We start from the raw sequence: 24,996 nt of genomic DNA, 5'->3' as shown, positions 1-24,996 counted from the left end.
GGATACTGGTATCTTCACTTAAGTTTTTCCCCTGAAAGTAACCATTAATATGAAAATTATCGCCGTCTGTCTGGGTAATATTTGTCGCTCCCCCCTCGCCGAAGGCCTCTTGCGCCGCGAGGCCGAATCCAGAGGACTTGACTGGGAAATTGCCAGCGGAGGTACTGCCAACTATCACACAGGAAACCCGCCTGACCCCCGTAGTGTAGCCGTAGCGCGCGAGCACGGCATAGACATCACTACGCAACGAAGCCATCACGTATCGGAGGAAGACCTGGAATACTACGACCTGGTACTGGGCATGGACCGGCAGAACGTGGCGGACCTAAAGGCCCGCGCGCAGACGCAGGATCAAAGGGATAAAATCCATCTGTTCCTCGATTATGCAGGCCTGGCAGAGAGCGACGGCCCCGACGTTTTCGACCCTTATTATGATGATCGGGCGTATGCCGGCGTGTACCAACTCGTGGAGAAGGCCGCGATGCGGGTGATGGACAGATTGGGCGACTAACACGACTACGTAGCCTGTTTGTAGCAATTGTTCTTCGGCGGTTTGGTGCCAGTTGCAGTTAATTGCCTGGATTTCAAGTCTTAAAACATTGAGCGCATGATTACTGCTTTCGCTTAGGAAACCCATTGATTGCGTACCTTTACATAGTTTTCCGTTTTGCGATCTCACGAATAAAAGACCTTCATCCTTGTTACTCTCTCGTCTCTACATTGTTATCGTATTTCTATTGTGGCTACCGCAACTTGCTGCCCAGGAAACTGCCTGTGGGGATGGCATTGATAATGATGGTGACGGACTGATAGATTGCTATGATGGAGATTGCTCGGGGGTAGCTGGCTGTGAAGATTTTTTCTTCGGGCAGCCTGTCCCCGATTGTGGTTTCACCCCGCCGGAGTTGGAAGAGATCGAGCTCAACCTCTTGTATCAAACGGATGAGATGTTGTACCCAATTGATCAGCGATCAGGCGTGGTAATTGGAGATATGAACGGAGACGGCATACCGGATCTGGTAAGCCGGGACAATAACCCCTCCCGACTCCACATTTTCAGCGGAGACGATGGAAGCATCCTGCAAAGTATCGTCACCCCAAGAACCCACCCCTTCGGCCAGGTCGCCATTGCTGATGTGGATGAAGATGGCCTGGGAGATGCCTTCCAGATTGAATATACCGGCGTACTGGCCCGCTACGAATTCGGTAACCCGAACCCGGTCTGGACAACGGCGACTAACATCGGAGACGACAACCTGGTCTCTACCCCACAAATTGCTGACATTAATCAGGACGGAGTACCTGAAATATACGTCGGTGACCGAATCTTCAATGCCATTACCGGCGAACGCTATGTAGATGGAGACGCCAGCGTCAACGTTGGTGGCTATGGTACCGGTGGTAACTCCGATCGTTACCCCATCTACTTCGACCTCTACCAGCCGGGGGACCCCCGGCCAGATGGAATGGGAACTTTCGGCCCCGAAGCTGCCGGCATGGAATACATTGCCGGCAACCAGGTATGGACCGTCGACTTTGACCCCTCCGGAGGAATGGACAACGGAAGCTACCAGTTGGCAGCGGAGTACAGTGGGCCCACTAATTTGCGCGACGGTTTTACCTCCATCGCCGACATCAATGGCGACGGACGGATGGACATTGCCGTCATGGACGCAGGAGATGTGTACGCCTGGGACCCTTACACCAATGAACTTATCGGACCAAGTTACCAGGTCCCCAGTACGGCCGCAGGAGGCCGCATCAACATCGGTGATTTCGACGGCGACGGCGACGTGGAGCTGGGCTTCGCTGGCCGGAACATCTATATCGTCCGTAACTATATCGACAACGACGGAGATGCCGACCCGAACAACGGAACATGGGTTACACTGTGGCAGCATACAGGTCTCGATGACGGCTCGCAACGAACCGGTTCGACCCTTTTTGATTTTGACGGCAACGGAACGGTGGAAGTGGTCTACTCTGAAGAGGAGAACCTATTCATCTATGACGGTGCAACGGGGATGGAGCTCTTCCGTATTCAGAGCCGGGCCGGTACCCGGACAGAATACCCCATCGTTGCCGACGTCAACGGTGACGGAACGGCAGAAATAATCGTTACGGCTCAGACAGGTAACGGCCCGGGTGCCTCCGGAACGGACTGGATCAGTGTCTACGAAAGTGCCAACCAACCCTGGGTGCCCGCCCGCCAGGTCTGGAACCAGCACGGCTACAACGTCACCAACATCAATGATGACCTGACGGTGCCTCAGTTTCAGCAGAATAACCTGAACCCGGCGCTCGGGCAGCGATACAATAACTTTTTGGTACAAACCTCTGTGGGAGGAGGGCCCGAGGCGGTCATCACATACCCTGCACCGGATGCCATCATCATGGTGGAAATTGGTGGTGACGGCTTACCCGTCATCGACTTTTCCGGATGCCCCGACGAAATTCTGGCGACTCTTGTGATTGAGAACGCAGGTTCGGCACCATTGCCGGCTTCGACGCCTATCTCTTACTATATCGATGATCCACGGGTTACAATGGCGACCCTGATCCAGACGACCTCGCTGCCCGTGCAGGTAGAAGCAGGCGATCAGACGACGGTACAGGTCACTATTCCCATTAGTGCGGTTCCCGCGGGTGCTTTCATTTACCTGAGCGTAAATGACCCGGGCTTTGCTGCAGCTGACCTCCCTTTTCAGGACAGCGATTTCCCGCTGACCGGAACGCCGGAATGTGACTACTCGAACAACGTCAACTTCCTGGGCAATGCCCGCTGTGGCGAAATCTGTAACGATGGAATTGACAACGACGGAGACGGCTTCATTGATGAACCGAACCTGACCCAGTTTGAAGACACCGGCTGCCCGGGAGACGTACTGCAGGCCATCACGGCTGATGTGCCCAACGGCGTTTGGAGCGTTGTTGGTGGCAGTGCCATCGGAACTACGGTCGATCAGAATGGTGTGGTTACTTTGGGAAATAACTTTACGGGTGCTCCCGTAACGGAAACGATCCGCTACGATGACGGTATCTGTGTTGGCGACGTAATGGTGACTACCCTGGATGATGTGCCGCCAGCGGTGCAGTGCCCGGGAGATGCTGTTGTAGCCGTTGATGCGGACTGTGAAATTACCCTGGCAGACTATACTGCCAATGCACAGAGCAGTGATAACTGTACGGCGACCAACGACATCGTCATTACCCAGTCTCCGGTGGCGGGAAGTACCCTCAACATTGGCGCGAACACCGTCACTATTACGGCTACGGACCAGAGCGGCAACGCCAGCAGCTGTACGTTTACGGTAACGGGCGAAGATCGTATTGCGCCAACACTTACCTGCCCGGCAGACACCGATGTAACGGTGGATCAAAACTGTCAGTACCAGATTCCGGACCTGACGGGAGACGCTACCGTAACGGATAATTGCTCGATGGGCGCGGGCATTACTTTGGCGCAAACGCCGGTGCAGGGTCAGGTTAGAAGCAATGACGGGACGAACGTGTTGGTCACCATCACCGCTACCGACGAAGCCGGTAACGTGAGCAACTGTACCTACACCCTCACGCTAGACGACGAAACCCCACCAACCATCAATTGCCCCGGTACCCAGACCCGCAATGTATCTTCCAACGACTGCTCAGTGGTAGTGCCTGACTTTACCGGCCAGGCCGGTGTGCAGGATAACTGCTCCCCCGGCAACCAGATTACGGTGACGCAAAGCCCCGCCGCAGGCAGCATGATCACCTCCGCCACCACAACTCAAATTACTCTGACTGCTACCGACCAAGACGGCAATAGCAGTAATTGTACTTTCGACCTGATAACGGTAGATCGGACGCAGCCAATGATCACCTGTCCGGCTCCCATCACGGTAGATGCCGATGCCATCAGCTGTGCAGGAACGGTCACCGATGTAACGGGCCTCGCTTCCGCTACGGACAACTGCGGTGCTGCGGGCATCACCATTACGCAATCGCCCGCCGCCGGAACGACCTTTACCGCAGCAACCCAAAATGTAACCGTAACGGCTACTGATGCAGCTGGTAACAGCAGTCAGTGTAGCGTTACCTTCATCAAAGAAGACGTAACACCACCAGTTCTCAACTGCGTCGGGCCCCAAACTCTGGTCGTAGACGCGAACAACTGCCTGGCCATCTTGCCTAATTATATGAACGGGGTGGCATCTGACGCCTGTGGCGGCGTCTCCGTCGTCCAGACGCCCGGGCCGGGAACCAATATCTCCAACGACCTGACGGTAACGATCACGGCGACGGATAATGCCGGACTGCAGACGAGTTGTACCATTGACGTTACCGTCGTGGATCAGACCCCTCCCGTCATATCCTGCCCCGCCCCTCAGACCATCGCCGTGGACGGCACCTGTGAGGTGCCGCTGCCTGACTACGCAAGTCAGGCTAGTGTATCCGACAATTGTGACCCCCGCAAGGGGCCGGTTGCTGTTGTTCAATCCCCCGCCGCGGGCACGATGTACGACATCAACGATAGCCCCGTAACGGTAACGCTTACGGCCACCGACGCTTCGGGAAACACGGCCAACTGTTCGTTTCAGGTAGAACTGATGGATAACCAGCCGCCGATGATTACCTGTCCGGTGAGCCCGCAACTGGATCAGTTAGACGCTAATTGCCAGGCTCTGATTCCTGATTTCCGGGGGGCAACGATGGTGAGCTCTACCTGCACAATGGATGGCTTTACGCTGGTACAGAGCCCGGCTCCCAATACTGTAGTGAGCGGAGAACAGGTGATTCAGATTACCATCACAGCCTCGGATGTGAATGGCAATTCGATCAGCTGTATGTTCGATTACCAAACCGAGGACGTAACGCCACCAACCCTGACCTGCCCTGCTGACCAGACCGAAGCAGTAGACGGAGCTTGTAGCTTTACAATTCCAGATTACACAGGCATGGCGGTCATCGAAGACAACTGTTCTTCCCTTGCACCTGCGCCCGCGCCTAATCTTACCGTAACGCAAAGCCCCGCCGCCGGAACCGTAGTGACGGGAGACGGAACGGTTACCACCATTACAATTTCTGCCACGGATGCTGCGGGCAACAGCGCCAGTTGCGATTTTACCCTGACGCTGGAGGACGATACCGATCCCGTAATTACCTGCCCGGCAGATCAGGCACGCGACCTGAACGCATCCTGCTCTTACGGCCTCGAGGATTTCAGTTCGCTGTCTACCCAAACGGACAATTGTAGCATGGGGGCAGCCATTGCGGTGACGCAAAGCCCAACCGCCGGCAGTCTCACTTTTTCTGCACCCGGGACCCAAACTATCACCCTGACGGCAACCGACGAAGCGGGGAATACCGCAAATTGTGCATTTGTCCTGACGGTCTCTGACGTAACTCCGCCCGTTATTACCTGCCCTCAGCCGGTCACTCTGAATGTAGATGCAAGCTGTATGGCCACCGTGCCGGACCTGACCGCCGCCGCAGGAGTAACGGATAATTGTACGGCAAACGGTTTGCCGACGGTAAGCCAGGACATCGCCGCGGGAACCACCCTGACCGGAGACGGAACCACCCAAAACGTAGTGCTCACCGCTACCGATGCCAACGGACTTACCGCCACGTGTACCGTAGTAATTACCCTCGATGACGTGACGCCACCTTCGGTAACGTGTCCGCCGGCTCAGGATTTAAACTTGGAAATCACCGGTTGCGAAGTCGCACTTTCGGATTTCACCCCTCAGCTAAGCCTGTCGGATAACTGCGAAGCCCCTGCGGCATTAACCGTGCAACAGATGCCCGCTGCCGGAACCATCGTTATGGGGGCGAATACGGTAATCCCCGTTACTTTTGACGTGAACGACGGCAACGGGAATTCTGCCAGTTGTCAGTTCAGCGTAACCCTTAAAGACATTACCGACCCCACGGTCAGTTGTCCGCCCTCATCGTCCTTAACGTTAGACGGAGATTGCTCGATCAGCCTACCCGATTATACCGGGCTGGCAACGGCCTCCGATGATTGCGTCATGACGGGAGATATTACCCTTACCCAGAGCCCGGGGCCGGGGACTAACCTCACCTTCGACGGAGACCAGCGCATGGTCACCATCACCGCCGACGACGGAAACGGAAACACGACCAGTTGTACATTCACCGTAGTGGCCGAGGACACAGAGATGCCAGCCATCGTCTGCCCGGCAGACCGTGATGAACCCGTAAGCGACAACTGCGATTTCGAAATCCCGGATTATACCGGCGAAGCAACGGTAATGGATAATTGTTCGGAAGCGGCAGCCATAACCGTAACTCAAAGCCCGGCCGAAGGAACGATTATACCTCAGGCACAGCTCAACCTTCCGCAAACCATCACCCTTACGGCTACCGACGCAGCGGGCAACGTACAAACCTGCTCCTTCGTAATAACCCCGATCGATAATACCCTGCCGACCATCGTTTGCCCGGCCACCCAGACTATTCTCCTCGATGCCGCAAATTGTGACGCCGTACTTGGTGACTACACCAGCGCGGCTACGGTGATGGACAATTGTTCCGCTCCGATCGACATCGTCGTTACTCAGGATATTATGTCGGGAACCGTATATAATGGTCTTGTGCCACCCCAAATTGATGTCGTACTCCGCGCCGAAGACGAAAGCGGTAACGCCGACAGCTGTACTATGACCGTTCTGATCCGGGACGAAATAGACCCGACGGTAGATTGCTCGGCGGCGAACCAGACGATTGCGTTAGATGGAAACTGTAACGGAGAAATCCCAGACTTGATTCCGGTTCTGGTAACCGATGACAATTGTTCCGCTCAGGCCCTTACCATAATTCAGAGCCCCGCGGCGGGAGCACAGTACGGTGGTGACGGTACAGCTGTTGACGTGACCTTTACGGTAACCGATGCGAGCGGGAACACCGTAACCTGTATCGCAACGGTGACCTTTGAAGATCAAACCCCGCCCAATACTGTCGTTTGTCCGGTGGATCAGGACTTAAACGTAGACGATATGTGTGCCGTTCCTTTTCCGGATTATACGGACGGCATAACCGTGCTCGATAACTGCCGTGCAGAAGACGGTATCATCATTACTCAGTCGCCTTCGATCGACTCGTTGGTGACGGGCAATGGAACCGTGATAACCGTTACCCTGACCGCCGACGACGGAAACGGCAATACAGCGACCTGTACTTTTGATGTAACCCTGGTGGATGAAAGTGCACTTGACCTCACTTGTCCTGGTGGCCAGATCGTGATTGCCAGCAGCGACAATTGCGACGGCGTGTACGATGACTATACAGCGTTGGTAGTCGCCTCGAACCAGTGTATGCAGCCTGCTGCTGGTGTAAGGTTCGTTCAAAACCCGGCGGCAGGAACAGTCTTACTCCCGACGTTGCTGGATGTTCCGCAGCCGGTTACCATCTCTGCTATTGACCTGAACGGCAACGTATCGACGTGTACGTTCGACGTAACGTTGGTGGATACACTGGCACCGGTGATCACCTGTCCTCCGCTGCAGGAAGACTTCTTCGACGAAGCGTGTGGCTTCGTCGTCGAGGATTACCGGGCGTTAGCCACGATCGATGATAACTGTGCTCCCCTGAGCGAGCTGACGATCACCCAGGACCCAATGCCGGGGAGCGGCTTCAACGGTCCGGCGGTAGATCAGAACGTGACCATTACCGCAGTAGACCCGAGTGGGAATCTTTCTCAGTGCTCCTTTATACTTGCAGTACGCGACAGCACACCACCGGTAGTGACCTGTCCTGCGCCAGATACACTCCTGACCAATGCAGACTGTGAAGTAACCATTGGTGACTATATTGGTATGGCCGTGGCACAGGACAACTGTACGGAGCAACAAAACCTCGTTATTACCCAACTCCCTGCTCCGGGAACGGTCATCAGTGGGCACAATACAACGGAAATGGTGACCATTTCGGTAACCGACGGAAGTGGAAATACCGAGACCTGTACCTTCTCCGTTACGGCAAAAGATGAAATCCCGCCCACAATTTTATGTCCGGGCGATCAGGTTGTTAACCCAGACGCTAATTGTGATGCGCTGATTCCGGACTATCGGGCAAGCGTGAAACGGAGCGACAACTGTACGGCAACCGGGGCCATTACCCTGACCCAGCGCCCGGCGCCGGGAACCGTGCTTAGTGGCCAGGGCGACGCCCTGGACGTGACGATGATTGCCGATGATGGCAACGGCAATATCGATAGCTGTACCTTCATCGTTACGTTGGAAGACAACGTGCCGCCGTCGATCAGTTGCCCCGCCGATAAAACCATCGACCTGGACGCAGACTGTAGCTACGACTTAGAGGACCTGGCAGCGCAGGCCGCGGTCGCTGACAATTGCACTACTACCGACATGATTATCGTGACCCAGAACATCGGGATAGGACAAACCTTCACCGGCGACGGGACGGAGATCGTCGTTACCCTGACGGCTGATGACCGCAACGGGAATACCGCTCAGTGCCTGACAACGATCATACTGGAGGACAACACAGCCCCGACCATTACCTGCCCGGCAAACCAGGAAATATTTGTTGATGATGCCTGTAATGCAATGGTGCCGGATTACCGTTCGGCAACGGTAAGCGACAACTGTACTGTGCCGGAAGCTATTGTGGTTACTCAGGTTCTTGCTGCGGGAACAACCTTAAGTGGAGACAATACTTCCACGACGATCACCCTGACGGCTGATGACGGAAACGGGAATACGACCGACTGCTCGTTCTTACTCGTGCTGCAGGACAATACCGCGCCCACGATCACCTGTCCCCCGGCACAGGAAATATTTGTAGACGGGAACTGTACAACCACCCTCCCGGATTACACGGGGCTTGCGTCCACTGCCGATAACTGTTCCCCTGCACCTGCGCTCTCGCAAAGTAATGCGCCAGGCAGTCCCCTAAACGGACTGAGCACCGAAACCGTCACTCTGACGGCCGACGACGGAAACGGCAACACCACTGACTGTACGTTTATGGTTACCGTGAGCGACAATACGCCGCCGGCGTTGACTTGTCCGCCGTTAAGTGTGATCGCCGCCGACCCGGCCTGTATGGTCACTATTGCCGATTACCGCGATAGTATTACCGTGACTGATAACTGTGGTCCGCTGAGCGTTCAGGCAGGGGCGCTGACGCTGGTGCAAAGCCCGGTTCCGGGAGCAACGATCTCCGGTCTTGGCGCAGAACAGGTCGTCACCATCATCGCCACGGACCCTTCCGGAAACTCGACCCAGTGCATGATTACCGTTGAACTGGAGGACGTTACGGCGCCAACAATTGCATGCCCTGCTGATACAACATTGGTGGTCGATGCTGCCTGCGCCGCCCTTATCCCGGACTACACCTCCTTACCGGAAGTAGCCGATAACTGCGAAGGCTCCGGGGCCGTAACTGTGACCCAAAGCCCGGCTCCCGGAACGATGGTGAGCGATGAGGCAAGCCTGATTACCATCACCCTCACTGCAACCGACGCCAGCGGCAATGCTGCCAACTGTGACTTCGACGTTCAGCTGATCGATACCATCCCGCCGATGATTACCTGTCCGGCTGATGACGTAATCAGCGTAGACGGCAACTGCCAGATATTACTACCCGATTACCGCCCCAATGCAGGTCTGGCAGATAATTGCTCGGAACCCGGAGATATCGTCGTTATGACCCAGCGGCCCCTTGCCGGAACCCCGCTCAGCGGGGATGGGCTGACCCTGGAAGTCACGCTCATCGCTACCGATGAATCCGGCAATCAGGACAGTTGCACAATGATGGTTACGCTGGAAGACAGCACCGACCCGATGATCACCTGCCCGGCCGATCAGGAACTGACCGCCGACGGTAACTGCCAGCAAAGCATACCTGATTATACCGGAGAGGCGACCGCGAGTAGCGCTTGTGAGCAAAGCAACATCACGATAACCCAAATGCCGCTGCCGGGAACCACCATCAGCGGACACCTCGCCACCGAAACCATTACCCTGACCGCTACCGACGGTAGCGGAAATTCGGTGTCCTGTTCCTTTGAAGTAACCCTCTTTGACCGCACGCCACCAACCATTCCGGTTTGCCAGAACGATACCCTCGGCGTACTTACCGCAGCTTGTGATTATACCGTGCCCGATTACTGGGACATTGGACCTGCGACCGCGCAGGATAATTGCCGTCCCACCGGAACGACCTCAACGTCGGCAACAGGAAATCAGATCGTGTATACCCAAACGCCACCGCCCGGCTCCGTTCTTACTCCCCCTCTGGGGGGCGGGGGGCTCACCATCACGCTGACAGCCGACGACGGCAACGGCAACACCGTAAGCTGCGACTTTGAGCTGACGCTGACCGATACCATCAGCCCGACGATTACCTGCCCGGCTGACACAGTAGCTAACCCGGATGCCGGCTGTGACTTCGCCCTCGAAGATTACACCAGCCGTGCAATTATCGCTGATAACTGCACCGATCCGGCAGACCTGGAGGTGACGCAGTCTCCGCCCGCGGGAACCGTGATCAGCGGCCAGGCTTTCAGCCAGGATATCACCCTGACGGTGGAAGACCTGAGTGGCAACACAACCACCTGCATATTTAACCTTACGCTGCAAGACACGATTTCGCCGAGCATCGTTTGTCCGGCCGATAAGGTGGAAAATCTGACCGCCGATTGTGAATTTACCGTGCCCGACTACACCCCTGAGGCCGTTACCGACGACAATTGTACCGATCCGGCGGCCATTACAGTAACCCAGGACCCCGTAGCCGGAACCGTCTTTGCCGCACAGAACGAAGGTGGTAGCTTCACGGTAACCCTGACGGCCGACGATGGCAACGGAAACACCACAAGCTGTGACTTTGTCGTTCTACTCGACGACGTAATCCCACCGGTCATCACCTGCCCGGCCGACTCGACCATTTATGTAGATGCAAACTGTGAAGCCTCCTTACCGGATCTCGTTGCCGTAACCACGGCGACCGACAACTGTGCCGACGTGAACGGAGGAAGCAGAATCACGATAACCCAGGCTCCGCTGGCTACTACCGTATACAGCAGCGACGATACGCAGATAACGGTTACGCTAACCGCCGACGATGGTAACGGCAACACCAGCGATTGTAGCGTGATGGTCACCCTGCAGGATACCATCAGCCCGATGCTCACCTGCCCGGCGAACGAAGTGCTGCTGACCGATGGAAACTGCGAGGTAACCCTACCGGACTACCGCCCCCAGGCGGTGAAGTCGGATAATTGTACAACGAGTGGTAACATCGTAATGACCCAGGACATCGCTCCCGGAACCGTTTTCAGCGGCGAAGGAACTACACAAGTCATTACCCTGACGGCCGATGATGGCAACGGCAATACCTCCAACTGTACGCTGGAAATTACCGTAGACGACAACGTTCCGCCCACCATCGTCTGTCCGCCAACCCAGACCCAGTTTACAGATGCTGACTGTATGACCTCCATCGCTGACTACACCGGTCTGGCTGTAACGGACGACAACTGTAACTCCAACCTACTGACTTCCGGTGCGGCTAATATCACCGTAACTCAGCTGCCGGCAGCCGGAACGGACTTCACGGGTGTTCAAAACGTAGTGGTAACCCTGACGGCCGATGACGGCAACGGCAATACGACCGATTGCCAGTTTACCTTCTTCGTGCGCGACAACACGATACCGCAGGTAGTGTGCCCGCCGACACAGCAGGTTACGGCCGACGTAAACTGTTCTGCGCCCGTTCCCGATTACCGTGCGCTGGTTGCCGCCACCGATAACTGTTCAGTTCTTGGTGACCCGAACGGCAACGGCATCGACCTGGCGCAGGCAGGCCCGACGATGGTGACTGGCTACGACCAGGAAGTGACCATCACTATTACCGCAACCGACTCCAGCGGCAATTTCAGCAGCTGTGATTTTCAGGTGGAGTTGATTGATGAGATCGATCCGACGATCCTTTGTCCGCCCGCCCAGACGCAGTTTGCCGATGAAGGATGTGACGTGGTTCTGGATGACTTCCGTGGCCTTGCCGTCGGGATGGACAATTGCGACGACGGCACCTCCGATCTGACCTACGTACAAACGCCAGCCGCCGGCCTGCCGCTGAACGGCGACGAGACAATGCAAACCGTAACGATTGAAGCAACCGACCGCAGCGGAAACAGCGTGAGTTGCGACTTCGTGGTCACGGTACAGGACACTGTTTCGCCAATGATCATTTGCCCGCTACGCGATACTATCAGTGTGGATGGTTCGTGTGCCGTCCCGCTTGGAGATTATACCGATCAGGCAACCGTAACCGATAACTGTACGGCCAGTAGCAGCATTGTGGTAACCCAATCACCACCCGTCGACACAATGGTGATGGGCGACGAAACCGAAATCCTGGTTACGCTCACCGCCGATGACGGCAACGGCAATACCACCAGCTGTATGTTTACCGTAGAGTTGCAGGATACGATCATCCCTACGATCATCTGTCCGGGCCGTCAGGTACTGATGACCGATGCGGCCTGTAGCGCGGTGATCCCTGATTACCGCAGCCTCACTGACGCAGCGACGCAGTGTGATATGGGAGTGATTACCCTGACGCAGGATCCGCTGGAAAACACGGAGACGATCACTGGCGACAGTACCATCCGCGTGGTGACCATCACGGCTACCGACGATGCGATGCCGCCCAACGTGATCAGTTGCTCGTTTGAAGTGATTCTGGTGGACGATACCCCGCCTGTAATAACGGTTTGCCCGCCGGACGAAACCATATTCGTCGACGAAGATTGTAACATCGCATTGCCCGACTTCCGCCCGAACCTGATGGGAACCGATAATTGTGAAGCCTTTGTGGACATGGAGGTGGCGCAAACGCCGGTGCCAGGTACGGTATTCAGTAATGATGATACGGAGATCGTTGTCACCTACACGTTGGACGATACCAACGGAAACAGCGTTAGTTGTACCGCAACGGTAACGTTGCAGGACACCATCAGCCCGATGATTACCTGTCCGACCGATCAGGTTATCTTCACCGACGGCAGCTGTGAAGCTGCCTTACCGGATTATACCAACGCTGCAGTGAGCGACAACTGTACCGGACAGGCCGCACTCATCACCACTCAGGTGAATCCCCCGGGAACACTACTGAGTGGCTTCAACGATACCGAGACCGTTACCCTGACGGTTGACGATGGTAACGGACAGACGACCAGCTGTAGCTTCGTCGTTACCCTGGACGATGATGACGATCCTGAAATCGTATGTCCGCCCAGCCAGGAAATAGACTTGGGAACAGACTGTCAGTTTGTACTCCCCGATTACCGTTCTCTGGCCCTGCTGGACGACAACTGTGCGATGAACCTGCTGACCGTCGTGCAATCACCAAGCCCGGATTCCATCATTAGTGACCTCAATACCGTCACTGAAGTAATCCTGACCGTTACCGACGCAAGTGGTAACAGTGCGAACTGCCGGTTTACGAGTACGACGGTAAGTCCAACACCTCCTCCGGCACAAAACACGGTGATGCTGGCCGTCAACGAGCGGCCCACCGGTACCGGAACGGTTAACCTCTTCGACGCCTTCGACAATATGGCCGTCTCCAACCTCAGTAACATCGACCTTGACGGTATGCTGGACCCTGATTCCGATCCTTTCATCGTGAGCTTCTACCTTAGTATGGAAGATGCTGCTGCGGAAACCGGGGCCATCCCCGCCGAAGACTATGACCCTTCCATCCGCGGAGAAGTGGTGATCGTCCGGATCGAAGATCCGGCTACGGGTTGTTTCACCCTCAGTCAGATTCTCCTGGAGCCTCGTACGCCTGGTACCAGCAATGCGGCCGATGCCGTACAGTGTAACAGGCCAGGCACCTCGGTGAAGATTGACGGTTTGCCGGTCCCCGGCGGTATGGGTACAATCATTGCCATTCACCAGTGGCGCATTGTATCGCCGGGTACCACCCGTATCACGGACGCTAACCTCATGCAGGCCGACGAGCAAGTCCTGATGGTTAATACCTCCGGTTTGCGCTCCGGCACGATCATCTTCGAGTACCAGTTCTTCGAAGACTACGGAGACGGTGCTCTGGTTCCTTCCGTTCCCAAACTGGTCGAATTGGAACTGCAGAACGTTGGTAGTGGGGAATTCTTCTGGGATGGGAATTAGGGGGGAGAATTACCATACAGTACCGGAGCAGTTGGGTGGACCCTCCCCAAACCATTGTTTTTGAGCGTGAGAAGGTGAAATTTATCGTTTTTCACGGAACCATGTTTGGAGACGAGGATGTAGATGTTTACGGCTTGATTGATTTTGCTGGAGGCCAACGCTGGGTTTGTACGCACTACTTAAGTCAAGTAGATTACACTACTTTTACCTCATGGCTGGAAACAAACTTTGATGTTGTTTCAGTTTTGAATGAGGGTAGTGCTCCGTTCGTTATTTGGCCCTCCGAGTATGCAGGTTACTTTTTCTTCGAGAAGTCTCTTTGGGGAAGGGACGTCAGTCCTCTAAGGACTTTCCCTGAATGCTATGAGAGGCGAAGTGTCGTACAGGAATTTTTCTAGGGTATGCTAGAAAATGAGATTGCTCTCTGAATAATTACCTTTGATTCTACCTAAACCACAAGGAAATGGCCGGGAGGAAATGGACGAAAGACGAGTTGGTACTTGCGCTGAACCTCTACCTAAAGTTGCCATTCGGCAAAATGGACCAGAGGACACCGGAGGTGATTCGATTGGCAACGCTTTTAGGGAGAACACCTGGGGCAATTGCAATGCGCCTTGGGAACTTCGCTAATGTTGATCCTTACCATCAAGAACGGGGCGTGCACGGATTATCCGGTGGCAGAAAACAAGTTGAACCCATCTGGGAGGAGTTCGCCAAAGACAGAGATACCTTCCTTTTTGAGAGTGAAAAATTGCTAGCAGAGAAAGATCATAAATCGATAGAGGATAGGTTCCCTTCCTTGCGCTACGAGACGGAAGGCCTTGTGGGAGCAACGAAGGAAAAGTTAGTGAAAACGCGGGTGAATCAGTATGTCTTCAGGGATATAGTGATGGCCAATTATTCGGGCAAATGTGCCATCTCAGGAATTGATGTTGCCGAACTGCTGGTCGCAAGTCATATTCTCCCGTGGTCTAAAAGCGAAGCTGAACGGTTGAATCCAGAGAACGGAATCTGCCTCTCCGCGCTGTACGATCGAGCGTTTGATCGTGGCTTGATCGGTTTAAAGACGGATTACTCCGTAATCGTATCGGATGCTCTAAGGCAGAGAGCGAGTAAGCCGTACTACCAGCAGTATTTCTCGCATCTAGAAAATAAGACAATCGAACTTCCCACTAAGTATCGATCCAAAAAGGAGTTTTTGGAGTTTCACTTGAAAGAGGTGTTTTTGGGGTGATTAGTTGTCTTTTCTTATTAGAAAAACTGATTGCTTTGGATTGTGTAGCTCAGTGTTGATGGTTTCGGTTAGATTGTTGTATAATGTCAGCGATGAAAGAGATAGAAGTTGTCGCTGCTATAATTTTTGATGGTGAACATGTTTTATGTGTGCAGAGAGCGCCCAGTAAATACGCGTATACCTCCCTGAAATATGAATTTCCGGGTGGTAAGGTTGAGGCGAACGAGACCCAAAAAGAAGCACTAGAACGTGAGATTAAGGAGGAACTGTCGATGAGTATAATCGTCGGAAGTGAGTACCTTACCGTCAGGCATTCTTATCCTGATTTTACAATTTTGATGCACAGCTATTTATGTATTGCAACGGATAGGAGCCTCGTTTTACACGAGCACGTGGATGCAAAGTGGCTAGAAATCGAAGAGTTCAAACAACTTGACTGGGCTGCGGCAGACGTACCTATTGTCGATAAACTGATGGAAGAAAAGGCATAATGGATTTTCTCGATAGACTATCAGAAAGCTTCAGAACTGGGTTTATTGACCACAGAATAACCTCTACCCGAGAATTTAGGCCAGAACTGGTCACAAACGACAAAAAGGCTGGGAAGAAAGTACTTACTACGATACTGAGAGAGCTCGAGTTATGTGATGAGTTTTGGTTTTCAATCGCTTTTGTAACTACCAGCGGGGTTGCCGCTTTGATCAATACATTCGTAGAGTTAGAGCGTAGAGGAGTGAAGGGGAAAATACTAGCTTCTCAGTATTTGAATTTCACTCATCCCGAAGCGCTCAGGCGAATCAGGCAGTTTAGTAATATAGAGCTAAAAATTGATGTCCTCAACCGTAGTCATTCCAAGGGGTATTTGTTTCGGAGAGGTGAAGCTTTTACGCTGTTGGTGGGTAGCAGCAACCTTACGCAAGCTGCCCTTAGCGTCAATAAAGAATGGAACCTAAAAGTTTCCGCGACGAGTGAAGGTGAAATAGTTAAATCTGTTTTAGCGGAGTATCATAAGGATTTTGGTGCTGCGACTTCTGTTACCGATGCATTTCTGGAAGGGTATCAGCGAGTTATCGATTCCTTAAGGAGGTCTAGCCAGGAAGCTCAGGAGGAACAAAATGCTCTCAAGGAGATTCGGCCAAACCAAATGCAGGAAGAAGCTTTGTCGAATCTCCGAGAACTAAGAGCAAAAGGATGTAAAAAAGCACTATTGATTTCTGCCACAGGAACAGGGAAAACCTACTTGTCCGCTTTCGATGTTTTAGAGTTCAAGCCTAAGAAATTCCTATTTGTCGTTCATCGGAAAAATATTGCCTTAGCAGCCATGAAGACTTTTGAAAAGCTACTGGGCGATGATATTAAAATGGGGCTGTATTCCGGAAACCTGAAAGAGCTTGATTGCGATTTCTTGTTTGCGACCGTCCAGACTATTTCGAAAAGGGAGCATCTCGATTTGTTCGACCCCACCTACTTCGATTACATCGTAATTGACGAATCTCATCGGGCAGGAGCAGCGTCTTATGGCCGAATCTTGAATCATTTTCAGCCAAAATTTATGCTGGGAATGACGGCTACGCCAGAAAGGACAGATGGACTCGACATTTTTAGCCTCTTCGATCATAACATAGCTTATGAAATAAGGCTCAATAAAGCGCTTGAGGAAGAAATGGTTAGCCCATTTCACTATTACGGAGTTGCTGACATATCAGTGGATGGTGAAGCAATCGGTGATTTCGCCGAGTTTAACTACCTCACGGTTGAAGAACGAGTCAATAGGATTATTGAGAAAACTCGCCTGTATGGTTGTGATTCAGGGGATGTCCGCGGACTGGTTTTCTGCTCCCGTAAGGAAGAGGCCAACTTCTTATCCTTAGAATTTAATCGAAAGGGATTGAGAACGATCTCCTTGACAGGAGAAAGCCCAGAGGAGAACCGATTGGATGCGATTGAGAAATTGGAAAGCGAAAACGAGCAAGAGCGACTTGATTACATCTTTACGGTGGATATCTTTAACGAAGGAGTAGACATCCCTAAGGTCAACCAAATCGTAATGTTGCGTCCTACACAATCGGCAATCGTGTTTGTCCAGCAAATGGGACGCGGGCTTCGGAAACACAATGAAAAAGACTATCTCACTGTAATCGATTTTATTGGTAATTACCAAAACAATTACTTGGTCCCCGTTGCGCTCTATGGTGACTATTCATACAACAAGGACGTTCTTCGAAAACTAATCACTTCCGGAAGCCGCTTCATTCCGGGATGCTCAACCGTTAACTTCGAACGGATTGCTAAAGAGGCTATTCTTCAATCGATCGATGCGAAGAACATGCAGCTGGCTAAAGATTTGAAAAGAGACTATGATCTCTTAAAGTTTAAGCTAGGGCGCATACCGATGATGGTAGATTTCTTAGAGAATCAATCCAGAGATCCATTCCTGTTCGTCAAGAAAGAGAAGTCATACTTTGAATACGTTGCAAAGGCTGAAAAATGGGGCGACGGAGTTATGGATGCTATGAGCATCAAGTTGCTCAAGTTTTTTGCAAATGAGATCAATAATGCAAGGAGAGTTGAAGAAAGTGTGCTGCTCAAGCTCCTATTAGAGAGACACGCTGTAAGTGTCGATGCTTTCGACCAAGTTCTTGATGATGAATACGGGGTTAGAGCTACGTCCACTTTACTTGACTCTTTAGTCAATAATTTGAATTTTCAGTTCGCAACAGAAACCAAAGGGAAACGGAAGTCTATTGGAGATATGTACAGTCTCAATCTTATAAGGATGATGGGCGACCAACTCTCCATGACCGCTCAGCTGGTTGGCTGCCTTGAGAATGATACGTTCAGGCGGTTTTTAGTGGACAACACAAATTATGCGATAAAGAAGTACAAGGGCATCTTCAGAGAAGATTTATATGTGAACGGTTTTATCCGGCACCAAAAATACACCAGGAAAGACGTTTTTCGTATCCTCAACTGGCAGCAAAATCCTATGGCACAAAACGTAGGAGGCTATATGGTAAGCAAGGACAAAACCAACTGCGCCATCTTCGTGAATTACCACAAGGCAGATGATATTTCCGGCACAACCAAGTACGATGACGGCTTCATCTCTCCAATTGAGTTCAAGTGGATGTCTAAGTCCAAACGAAAACTTAGTAGTCCGGATGTTAAGTCAATCCGCTACGATAAAATGCGCCTTCCGTTATTCGTGAAAAAGCACAACGACGAAGGAGACGATTTCTACTTCATGGGCGATATGACTCCGATCGATGAATCTTTTGAACAGTCAACACTGAACGGAGCCTCTGTAGTGAAAGTCCGCTTCAGCATGGATGAGCCAGTCGGAGAGGAAATGTACGCGTACATCACGGATGGATTATAGCCCCCCTCACTCCCGATAATCCAACGCTGGCTTCCGCCCCCCCAGTAAGGCTTCGTATTTGAACCCGGGGCCTCGTCGGCGCTCGAGCTCTGCTTTGGCGTCTGCCAATAACTTCGGCGATGAGAACATTTCCACCCCGGCGAGGGTCATGGTTTTGGCCGCCAACATCATTCCTTTCGTGGCGATGGAGGTGCCGCCGCAGGCAACGGCCTGCCAGGAGTGCGGAGACGTGCCCGGAACCCAGGTGGCGGTGCGCAGGGCGGTTGTCGGGACAGTCCAACTGACATCGCCCACATCGGTCGAGGCGGGGTAGGGCTTCTCGGGAGCGGAGAAGGGGGCGACCAACTCGGCCGTCGTTATGGGCTTGCGCTTGCTGTCGGGCAGTGTTTCGGATAGGGTTTCAGCGAAGGCTTTTTCTTCGGCAGTATAGGTTACGCCGCCGACCAGTTCCAATTTCTCATGGACCATCCGGGTGAGCGTCTCGTTGGGCATCAGGTTAAAGGAACCGTGAATCACTTCGTATTCCATCGTGGTACCGGTGCCAAGGGCCGCTCCTTCGGCGGCTTTTACGATGCGGTTGAAGATGTCGCGGACATCCTGCATTTGCGGGTGGCGGACGTAGTAAAACACCTCGGCGTAGGCCGGTACAACGTTCGGAGCCTCGCCACCGCTGGTGATGACATAGTGGATGCGGGAGGTCTCCGGTACGTGCTCGCGCATCATGTTGACCATGTGGTTCATGGCTTCAACCCCGTCGAGGGCGGAGCGGCCGACTTCAGGCGCCGCCGCCGCGTGAGAGGCTACGCCGTAGAAACGGAATTTGGCCGATTTGTTGGAGAGGGTGGAGCCGGCGGTTGCTCCGTTGTGGTCGGATGGGTGCCAGTTGAGGACTGCGTCGACATCATCGAAGAGACCTGCACGGACCATGTACACCTTGCCCGCACCGCCTTCTTCGGCGGGTGTGCCGTACAGCCGAATGGTGCCCGATCCTTTGTTGGCTTTCAGCCAGTCTTTCAGCGCGATGGCGGAGGCCACCGAAGCAGTGCCGAACAGGTGGTGCCCGCAGGCGTGGCCGTTGTTGCTGCCGTCCCTGGCTTGTTTTTCGGGCACAGCCGCCTGGGATACACCGGGGAGCGCGTCGAATTCGGCCAGTACGCCGATGATCGGTTTTCCGCTGCCGTAGCTGGCAACGAATGCCGTTGGAATCTCCGCAACACCGGCTTCAATGGTGAAACCTTCAGACCGCAACTCCTCCTGAAGGAGCGCCGTCGACTTGGTCTCCTGGTAACCCAACTCCGCCAACTCCCAAATCTGTTGCGCGACTTTGGCGTAGTGCGGCGTTCGGTCGTCGAGCTGTTGGAGAATGGTTTCTGAACCGGATTGAGCGAAACAAAAAGCCGGGAAGAACAGCAGGAAAGTAAGGTAGCGCATAGACAAGAAATTTTGGCTTAGGCTCAAGGTAAGAAGGATGATTGAGAGTCTTAAAAGGACTCCAGTCTCTGATTCTCAATCCGGGGGCAAGCGGACCCCAAAACCTTCCCCGTACCCGCGTCCGCGCCTTCATAATCATCAGGCGATCAATACGGCGCTGACGCAGGTGCAATGGAAGCGCTTGTGGCAAAGTAGCCGTAGGCAGAATTGCCGCCAGTCTTCGAGCGTCCGGTTCTTCAAAACGCTCATACTACTGGACATTTTTGATTTTCCACCTCACCCTCCGCCCTCTCCAGCAAGGTTTGCTTCGCAGTACTTCGTGCTCGCCTAAGGCTCAGCGGAGAGGGAACCAAACCTCGAAGAAGCCGCGAAGCGAAATGCCCGGTAGTATGGAAAACGCTACGCGTTTTATGTTAAAACTGCCGGTCTGTTTACCATTAAACTACACACCCTGGGTTTAGTAGTATCTTCCCCTCTCCATGCAACTCCGATCAAAGCTCCCCCACATCCCGACCACCATTTTCACCGTAATGTCCCGGCTGGCGGCAGAATGCGGAGCCATCAACCTCTCGCAGGGTTCTCCGGACTTCGAGGTAGATCAGGAATTGAAAGACCTCGTGAACCACTACGTTCAGGCAGGCTATAACCAGTACGCACCCATGACCGGTGTGAAGGCCTTGCGGGAAGCCATCGCTGCTAAAAAGCAGCGGCTATACGGTTGCCATCTGGACCCCGATACTGAGATCACCGTTACCAACGGCGCGACCGAAGCCATCTTCAGTGCCATTTCTTCGCTCGTTCACCCGGGCGACGAAGTGATCGTCTTTGAGCCTGCCTACGACAATTACGTTCCTACCATCAGGCTGAACGGCGGAGTAGTGATCCCGCTACGCCTTAAAAGCCCCGACTACCGGATTGACTGGGACGAGGTCAGGTCGAGCCTCAGCCCCAGCACGAGGATGATCATGATAAATACGCCGCATAACCCTTCGGGTACATCGTTACGGCCGGAAGACATGGCGGCGCTGCAGGAAATCGTAGCTGATTCCAATATTCTGATTCTGTCCGACGAGGTCTACCAACACCTTGTGTACGACGGCAGGCAGCATGAGAGTATTTTGCGCTACCCGGAGCTGTACCGCCGCGCCATCGTCACGATGTCGTTCGGGAAGACCTTCCACGCAACGGGCTGGCGGGCCGGCTACGCGATTGCTCCTCCGGAAATCACCGCTGAAATCAGGAAAGTACACCAGTTCAACACCTTCAGCATCAACCGGCCGCTGCAGCATGCGCTGGCCGATTACCTTGCCGAGCCAGCGCATTACCTCTCTCTGCCCGGCTTCTTCCAACGTAAACGTGACTTGTTCCTGAGCGCCATGGCGGGTACTCCCTTCGAATTCCTCGATTGTGCGGGAACTTACTTCGCTCTTGCGTCTTACCAGCGAATCTCCGAAAAGGGAGACCAGGAATTCGCCCGCTGGCTGACCCGCGAAAAAGGGGTGGCGGTCATCCCCATTTCATCGTTCTATACCGATGGCACGGACGAGCGGATTGTCCGCTTTTGCTTCGCAAAAACGGATGAAGCGTTGTTAGCCGCTGCGGAGAAGTTGCGGTGGTAGCTCCCAACGGTTTACGCCAGAAACCTATTCGACCGCTAACTTTACTCCCCATGACTGACTTAACCGTAACCCTCCTCCAAACCAACATCGTCTGGCAGAATCCGGAAGCCAACCTCAGCCACTACGCTGAGCAGATCGCCAGTATCGGTCAGGCAACCGACCTGATCGTCCTGCCCGAGATGTTCACCACAGGATTTACCATGGATCCCGCTAATAACGCCGAGGCGATGGAGGGCCCGGCAATGCAGTGGATGGCGGAGCAGGCCACGGCAACCGGAGCGGTCGTCACGGGAAGTCTGGTCATTGAGGACGAGGGGAAATACTACAACCGGTTGATCTGGATGAAGCCCGACGGCACATACCTTATGTACAACAAGCGCCATCTCTTCGCGATGGCCGGAGAGCACGAACACTACGCTGCAGGCGCTGAGCGCCTGGTTGTGGAATATAAAGGATGGCGGATTTGTCCGTTGGTCTGTTATGACCTGCGCTTCCCGGTCTGGTCACGAAACGATGGTGCATATGATCTGTTGATCTACACCGCCAACTGGCCGGAAAAACGTGCGTACGATTGGAACACCCTGCTGAAGGCAAGGGCAGTAGAGAACCAATGCTACACCATCGGTGTGAACAGGGTAGGGGAGGACGCAAACGGGCACCGCTACAACGGCGACAGTTGTGTGATCGATCCGGGTTGGAGGAAAACGCTCTTTCACGTCGAGAAGAAAGAAACGGTTCACTCCGAAGTATTGTCTGCCGCGCATCTGGCTGAAGTGAGGGCCAAACTTCCTTTTCTGATGGATCGGGATGGGTTTACGGTTTCAGGTTTATAGAAACAGGTAGATGGTTGAGAAGTCCGGGTTGGTATGTATCGGAGTGATTTCTTGTGGCTACGGTGCGTTTGTCGGCTTTTTAAGGCCGTTTGATGATCTTTTATGGCTGTTGATGCTTAATCGTGAAGCCTTTACCTGTGATAGCGTTAATATGAATGCAGGAAAAGTCGTGTGCCTGAAAACATACTTTAAATGCGATAATTTGATTAAATATAAACATTTTAAATTGAAGCAGTTTAAAACGTTAACACTGATAATCAGTTAGTTATGACTTTGGCACGCTATTTGTATTAATGAGAGCAGTTGATTTTAACACAATTAAAAAACAGGTATCATGACTAGCCACGAATTCACAGCAAAGACCAACGAACTTAACAACCTTCTTTACGCTTTCGCACTCCGCCTCACCCGCAGCCGCCAGGACGCAGAAGACCTCATGCAGGAAACAGCGATCAAGGCCTACAAGTACCGTAACAACTTCGCCGAAGGAACCAACTTCAAAAGCTGGATTTCTACCATCATGCGGAACACCTTTATTAACCAGTACCGTAAAGCGAAGACCCGCCGCCACCTCAACCAGCCAACTACCGAAGTAACCCAGAACATCGTTTCGAAGAACGTTGTCGCCAACTCTGGTGAGCAAACCCTCCGCATGCAGGAAATGCAACGGATGCTCGACAGCATCGGTAGCCTCTACTCTGTACCGTTTCTCCTTTTCTATAAGGGTTACGAATACCAGGAGATCGCCGAGCAAATGAACATTCCGATCGGAACCGTCAAGAGTCGCATCTTTACGGCCCGCGTTAAAATGAAGCAGATGATCGGAGAGCGTCGTGGAGCCTAGTTCAAGAATTCCAAATACCTAAGTGAAAATCGCCCCGGAGAAACTATTGTTTCTTCGGGGTTTTATTTTTCGGAACGTTCAGGTAATTACCCCTCCGCGAAAAGCTGAACGCTGTACCTTAGCCCCATGTCCGACCAGAAATACTCTACGATACACTACCACAATTACCTGGAGATCGATAAGCTCCTTTCGATCCAGAATACCCGCAGCGCTGCCCTCGGTGATGCGGCGCACGATGAAACGCTCTTCATCATCATGCATCAGGTGTACGAGTTGTGGTTCAAGCAAATCATGACGGAGCTGGATTCAGTATGTATCCTCTTTCGTGAGGAGCAGGTGAACGAAGACAACATGAATACCGTCTTGCTGCGCCTCAAGCGCATTTCAACGATTGTGAGCCTGATGGTTGAGCAGATTCACGTGATGGAAACGCTGACCCCGTTAGATTTTCTCGACTTCCGTGATTACCTCTTCCCCGCTTCCGGGTTCCAGAGCATGCAGTTTCGGATGATCGAATCAACCCTTGGTCTGCGCGAGGAGGATCGGATGACGTACCACGGCAAATCTTACAAAATCGTCTTCAACGAAGAGCAAAAAGCCCGGTTAGAGGGCATCGAATCCGGAGGTAGCCTCTTCGAACTCGTCGAGCGGTGGCTGGAGCGGACGCCCTTCCTGCGTTTCGAGGGCTTCGACTTTCTCAGTTCTTACAAAGAAGCCGTAGATCGTATGCTGCACAAAGAGCAGGCTTCAATCTCCGGCAGCGAATACCTCGACGAGCGGATGAAGGCCATGCGGCTGAAAATGCTGGGCGACAGCAACAGTTACTTCAAGCACGTCCTCAGTAAGGAAGAACACGAACGCATGATGGCAGAAGGCGAATGCCGCCTGTCTTACGAGGCAACCATCGCCGCCCTTCTCATCAACCTTTACCGCGACAAGCCCATCCTCAACATCCCTTTTAACCTGCTGACTGAGCTGATGAATATCGATGAGTTGCTGACTACGTGGCGTTACCGCCACGCCCAAATGGTAATGCGAATGATCGGCAATAAGATCGGAACGGGCGGATCCTCGGGGCACGATTACCTGGCCGCAACGGCCGAAAAGCATAAAATTTTCAAAGACCTGCACAACATCAGTTCGCTGCTCATCCCGCGTTCCGAATTGCCGGACCTGCCCGAAGGCGTGGAGCGAAACCTCGGTTTCTATTTCAGCGGGAAAAAGTAAATCCTTCGAATCACCAGACCAACCCGCAGGCGCGGCCGCAGGTGCAAGGTGAGGGGATATTTATTTGGCTATGCCCCGGGAAGAGTGGCAGTGCCGGGTTGGAGCGTGCACGGCTTCAACAATGAAACCGGTTCAAAGAAAATGAGTGGTCCCCGCCAAAGACGGAGCCACTCCAAAAATACTCGAAAAGTAGTGTGTATGAAGTACAAAGATATGGCTTGTTTCCTAAACGAACACTCCTGAACCCAAGAGTCTGCTCGC

Annotated in this window: 10 protein-coding genes; 9 read left to right on the top strand and 1 reads right to left on the bottom strand. The window is 53.2% G+C overall.

Going from position 1 to position 24,996, the window contains the following annotated elements; genetic code table 11:
- Window positions 1-49: 49 nt before the first annotated feature.
- The 5 genes from FUA23_RS07730 (at window position 50) to FUA23_RS07710 (ending at window position 18,781) form a co-directional block, all read left to right on the top strand.
- Complete coding sequence (locus FUA23_RS07730; protein ID WP_147930161.1) at window positions 50-511, top strand: low molecular weight protein-tyrosine-phosphatase; 462 nt, start codon at window positions 50-52, stop codon at window positions 509-511.
- A gap of 187 nt (window positions 512-698) precedes the next feature.
- A complete protein-coding gene (locus FUA23_RS07725; protein ID WP_147930160.1) occupies window positions 699-14,168 on the top strand; it encodes an HYR domain-containing protein in 13,470 nt (4,489 codons plus the stop codon).
- A 463-nt stretch (window positions 14,169-14,631) separates the two neighbouring features.
- Complete coding sequence (locus FUA23_RS07720) at window positions 14,632-15,402, top strand: HNH endonuclease (RefSeq protein WP_147930159.1); 771 nt, start codon at window positions 14,632-14,634, stop codon at window positions 15,400-15,402.
- A gap of 92 nt (window positions 15,403-15,494) precedes the next feature.
- Window positions 15,495-15,893 carry a (deoxy)nucleoside triphosphate pyrophosphohydrolase gene (locus FUA23_RS07715; protein ID WP_147930158.1) on the top strand — a complete coding sequence of 133 codons (399 nt, stop codon included), beginning with the start codon at window positions 15,495-15,497 and terminating at the stop codon, window positions 15,891-15,893.
- A complete protein-coding gene (locus FUA23_RS07710; protein ID WP_147930157.1) occupies window positions 15,893-18,781 on the top strand; it encodes a DUF3427 domain-containing protein in 2,889 nt (962 codons plus the stop codon). The genes FUA23_RS07715 and FUA23_RS07710 overlap by 1 nt, the downstream gene beginning before the upstream one ends.
- 6 nt (window positions 18,782-18,787) lie before the next feature.
- Here the strand turns inward: FUA23_RS07710 and FUA23_RS07705 are convergent, their stop codons facing one another.
- Window positions 18,788-20,212 carry an amidohydrolase gene (locus FUA23_RS07705; RefSeq protein WP_147930156.1) on the bottom strand — a complete coding sequence of 475 codons (1,425 nt, stop codon included), beginning with the start codon at window positions 20,210-20,212 and terminating at the stop codon, window positions 18,788-18,790.
- A gap of 479 nt (window positions 20,213-20,691) precedes the next feature.
- Between FUA23_RS07705 and FUA23_RS07700 the strand changes: the two genes are divergently transcribed.
- The 4 genes from FUA23_RS07700 to FUA23_RS07685 all read left to right on the top strand — a co-directional run bounded on the left by FUA23_RS07700 (window position 20,692) and on the right by FUA23_RS07685 (window position 24,735).
- Window positions 20,692-21,831 (top strand): methionine aminotransferase, encoded by a 1,140-nt coding sequence (locus FUA23_RS07700; RefSeq protein WP_147930155.1) that lies wholly within the window; start codon window positions 20,692-20,694, stop codon window positions 21,829-21,831.
- Between the two features lie 50 nt (window positions 21,832-21,881).
- Window positions 21,882-22,664, top strand: a complete 783-nt coding sequence (locus FUA23_RS07695) for an amidohydrolase (RefSeq protein ID WP_147930154.1) — start codon at window positions 21,882-21,884, stop codon at window positions 22,662-22,664.
- A gap of 334 nt (window positions 22,665-22,998) precedes the next feature.
- Window positions 22,999-23,508, top strand: a complete 510-nt coding sequence (locus FUA23_RS07690) for an RNA polymerase sigma factor (RefSeq protein ID WP_147930153.1) — start codon at window positions 22,999-23,001, stop codon at window positions 23,506-23,508.
- 126 nt (window positions 23,509-23,634) lie between these two features.
- Window positions 23,635-24,735: a tryptophan 2,3-dioxygenase family protein gene (locus FUA23_RS07685; RefSeq protein ID WP_147930152.1), complete on the top strand. Its 1,101-nt coding sequence runs from the start codon at window positions 23,635-23,637 to the stop codon at window positions 24,733-24,735.
- The last annotated feature ends 261 nt before the right edge of the window (window positions 24,736-24,996 follow it).

This window comes from Neolewinella aurantiaca (assembly GCF_008014675.1).
Taxonomy (GTDB): Bacteria; Bacteroidota; Bacteroidia; order Chitinophagales; family Saprospiraceae; genus Neolewinella; species Neolewinella aurantiaca.
This window is presented reverse-complemented; position numbering and strand designations above follow the sequence as displayed.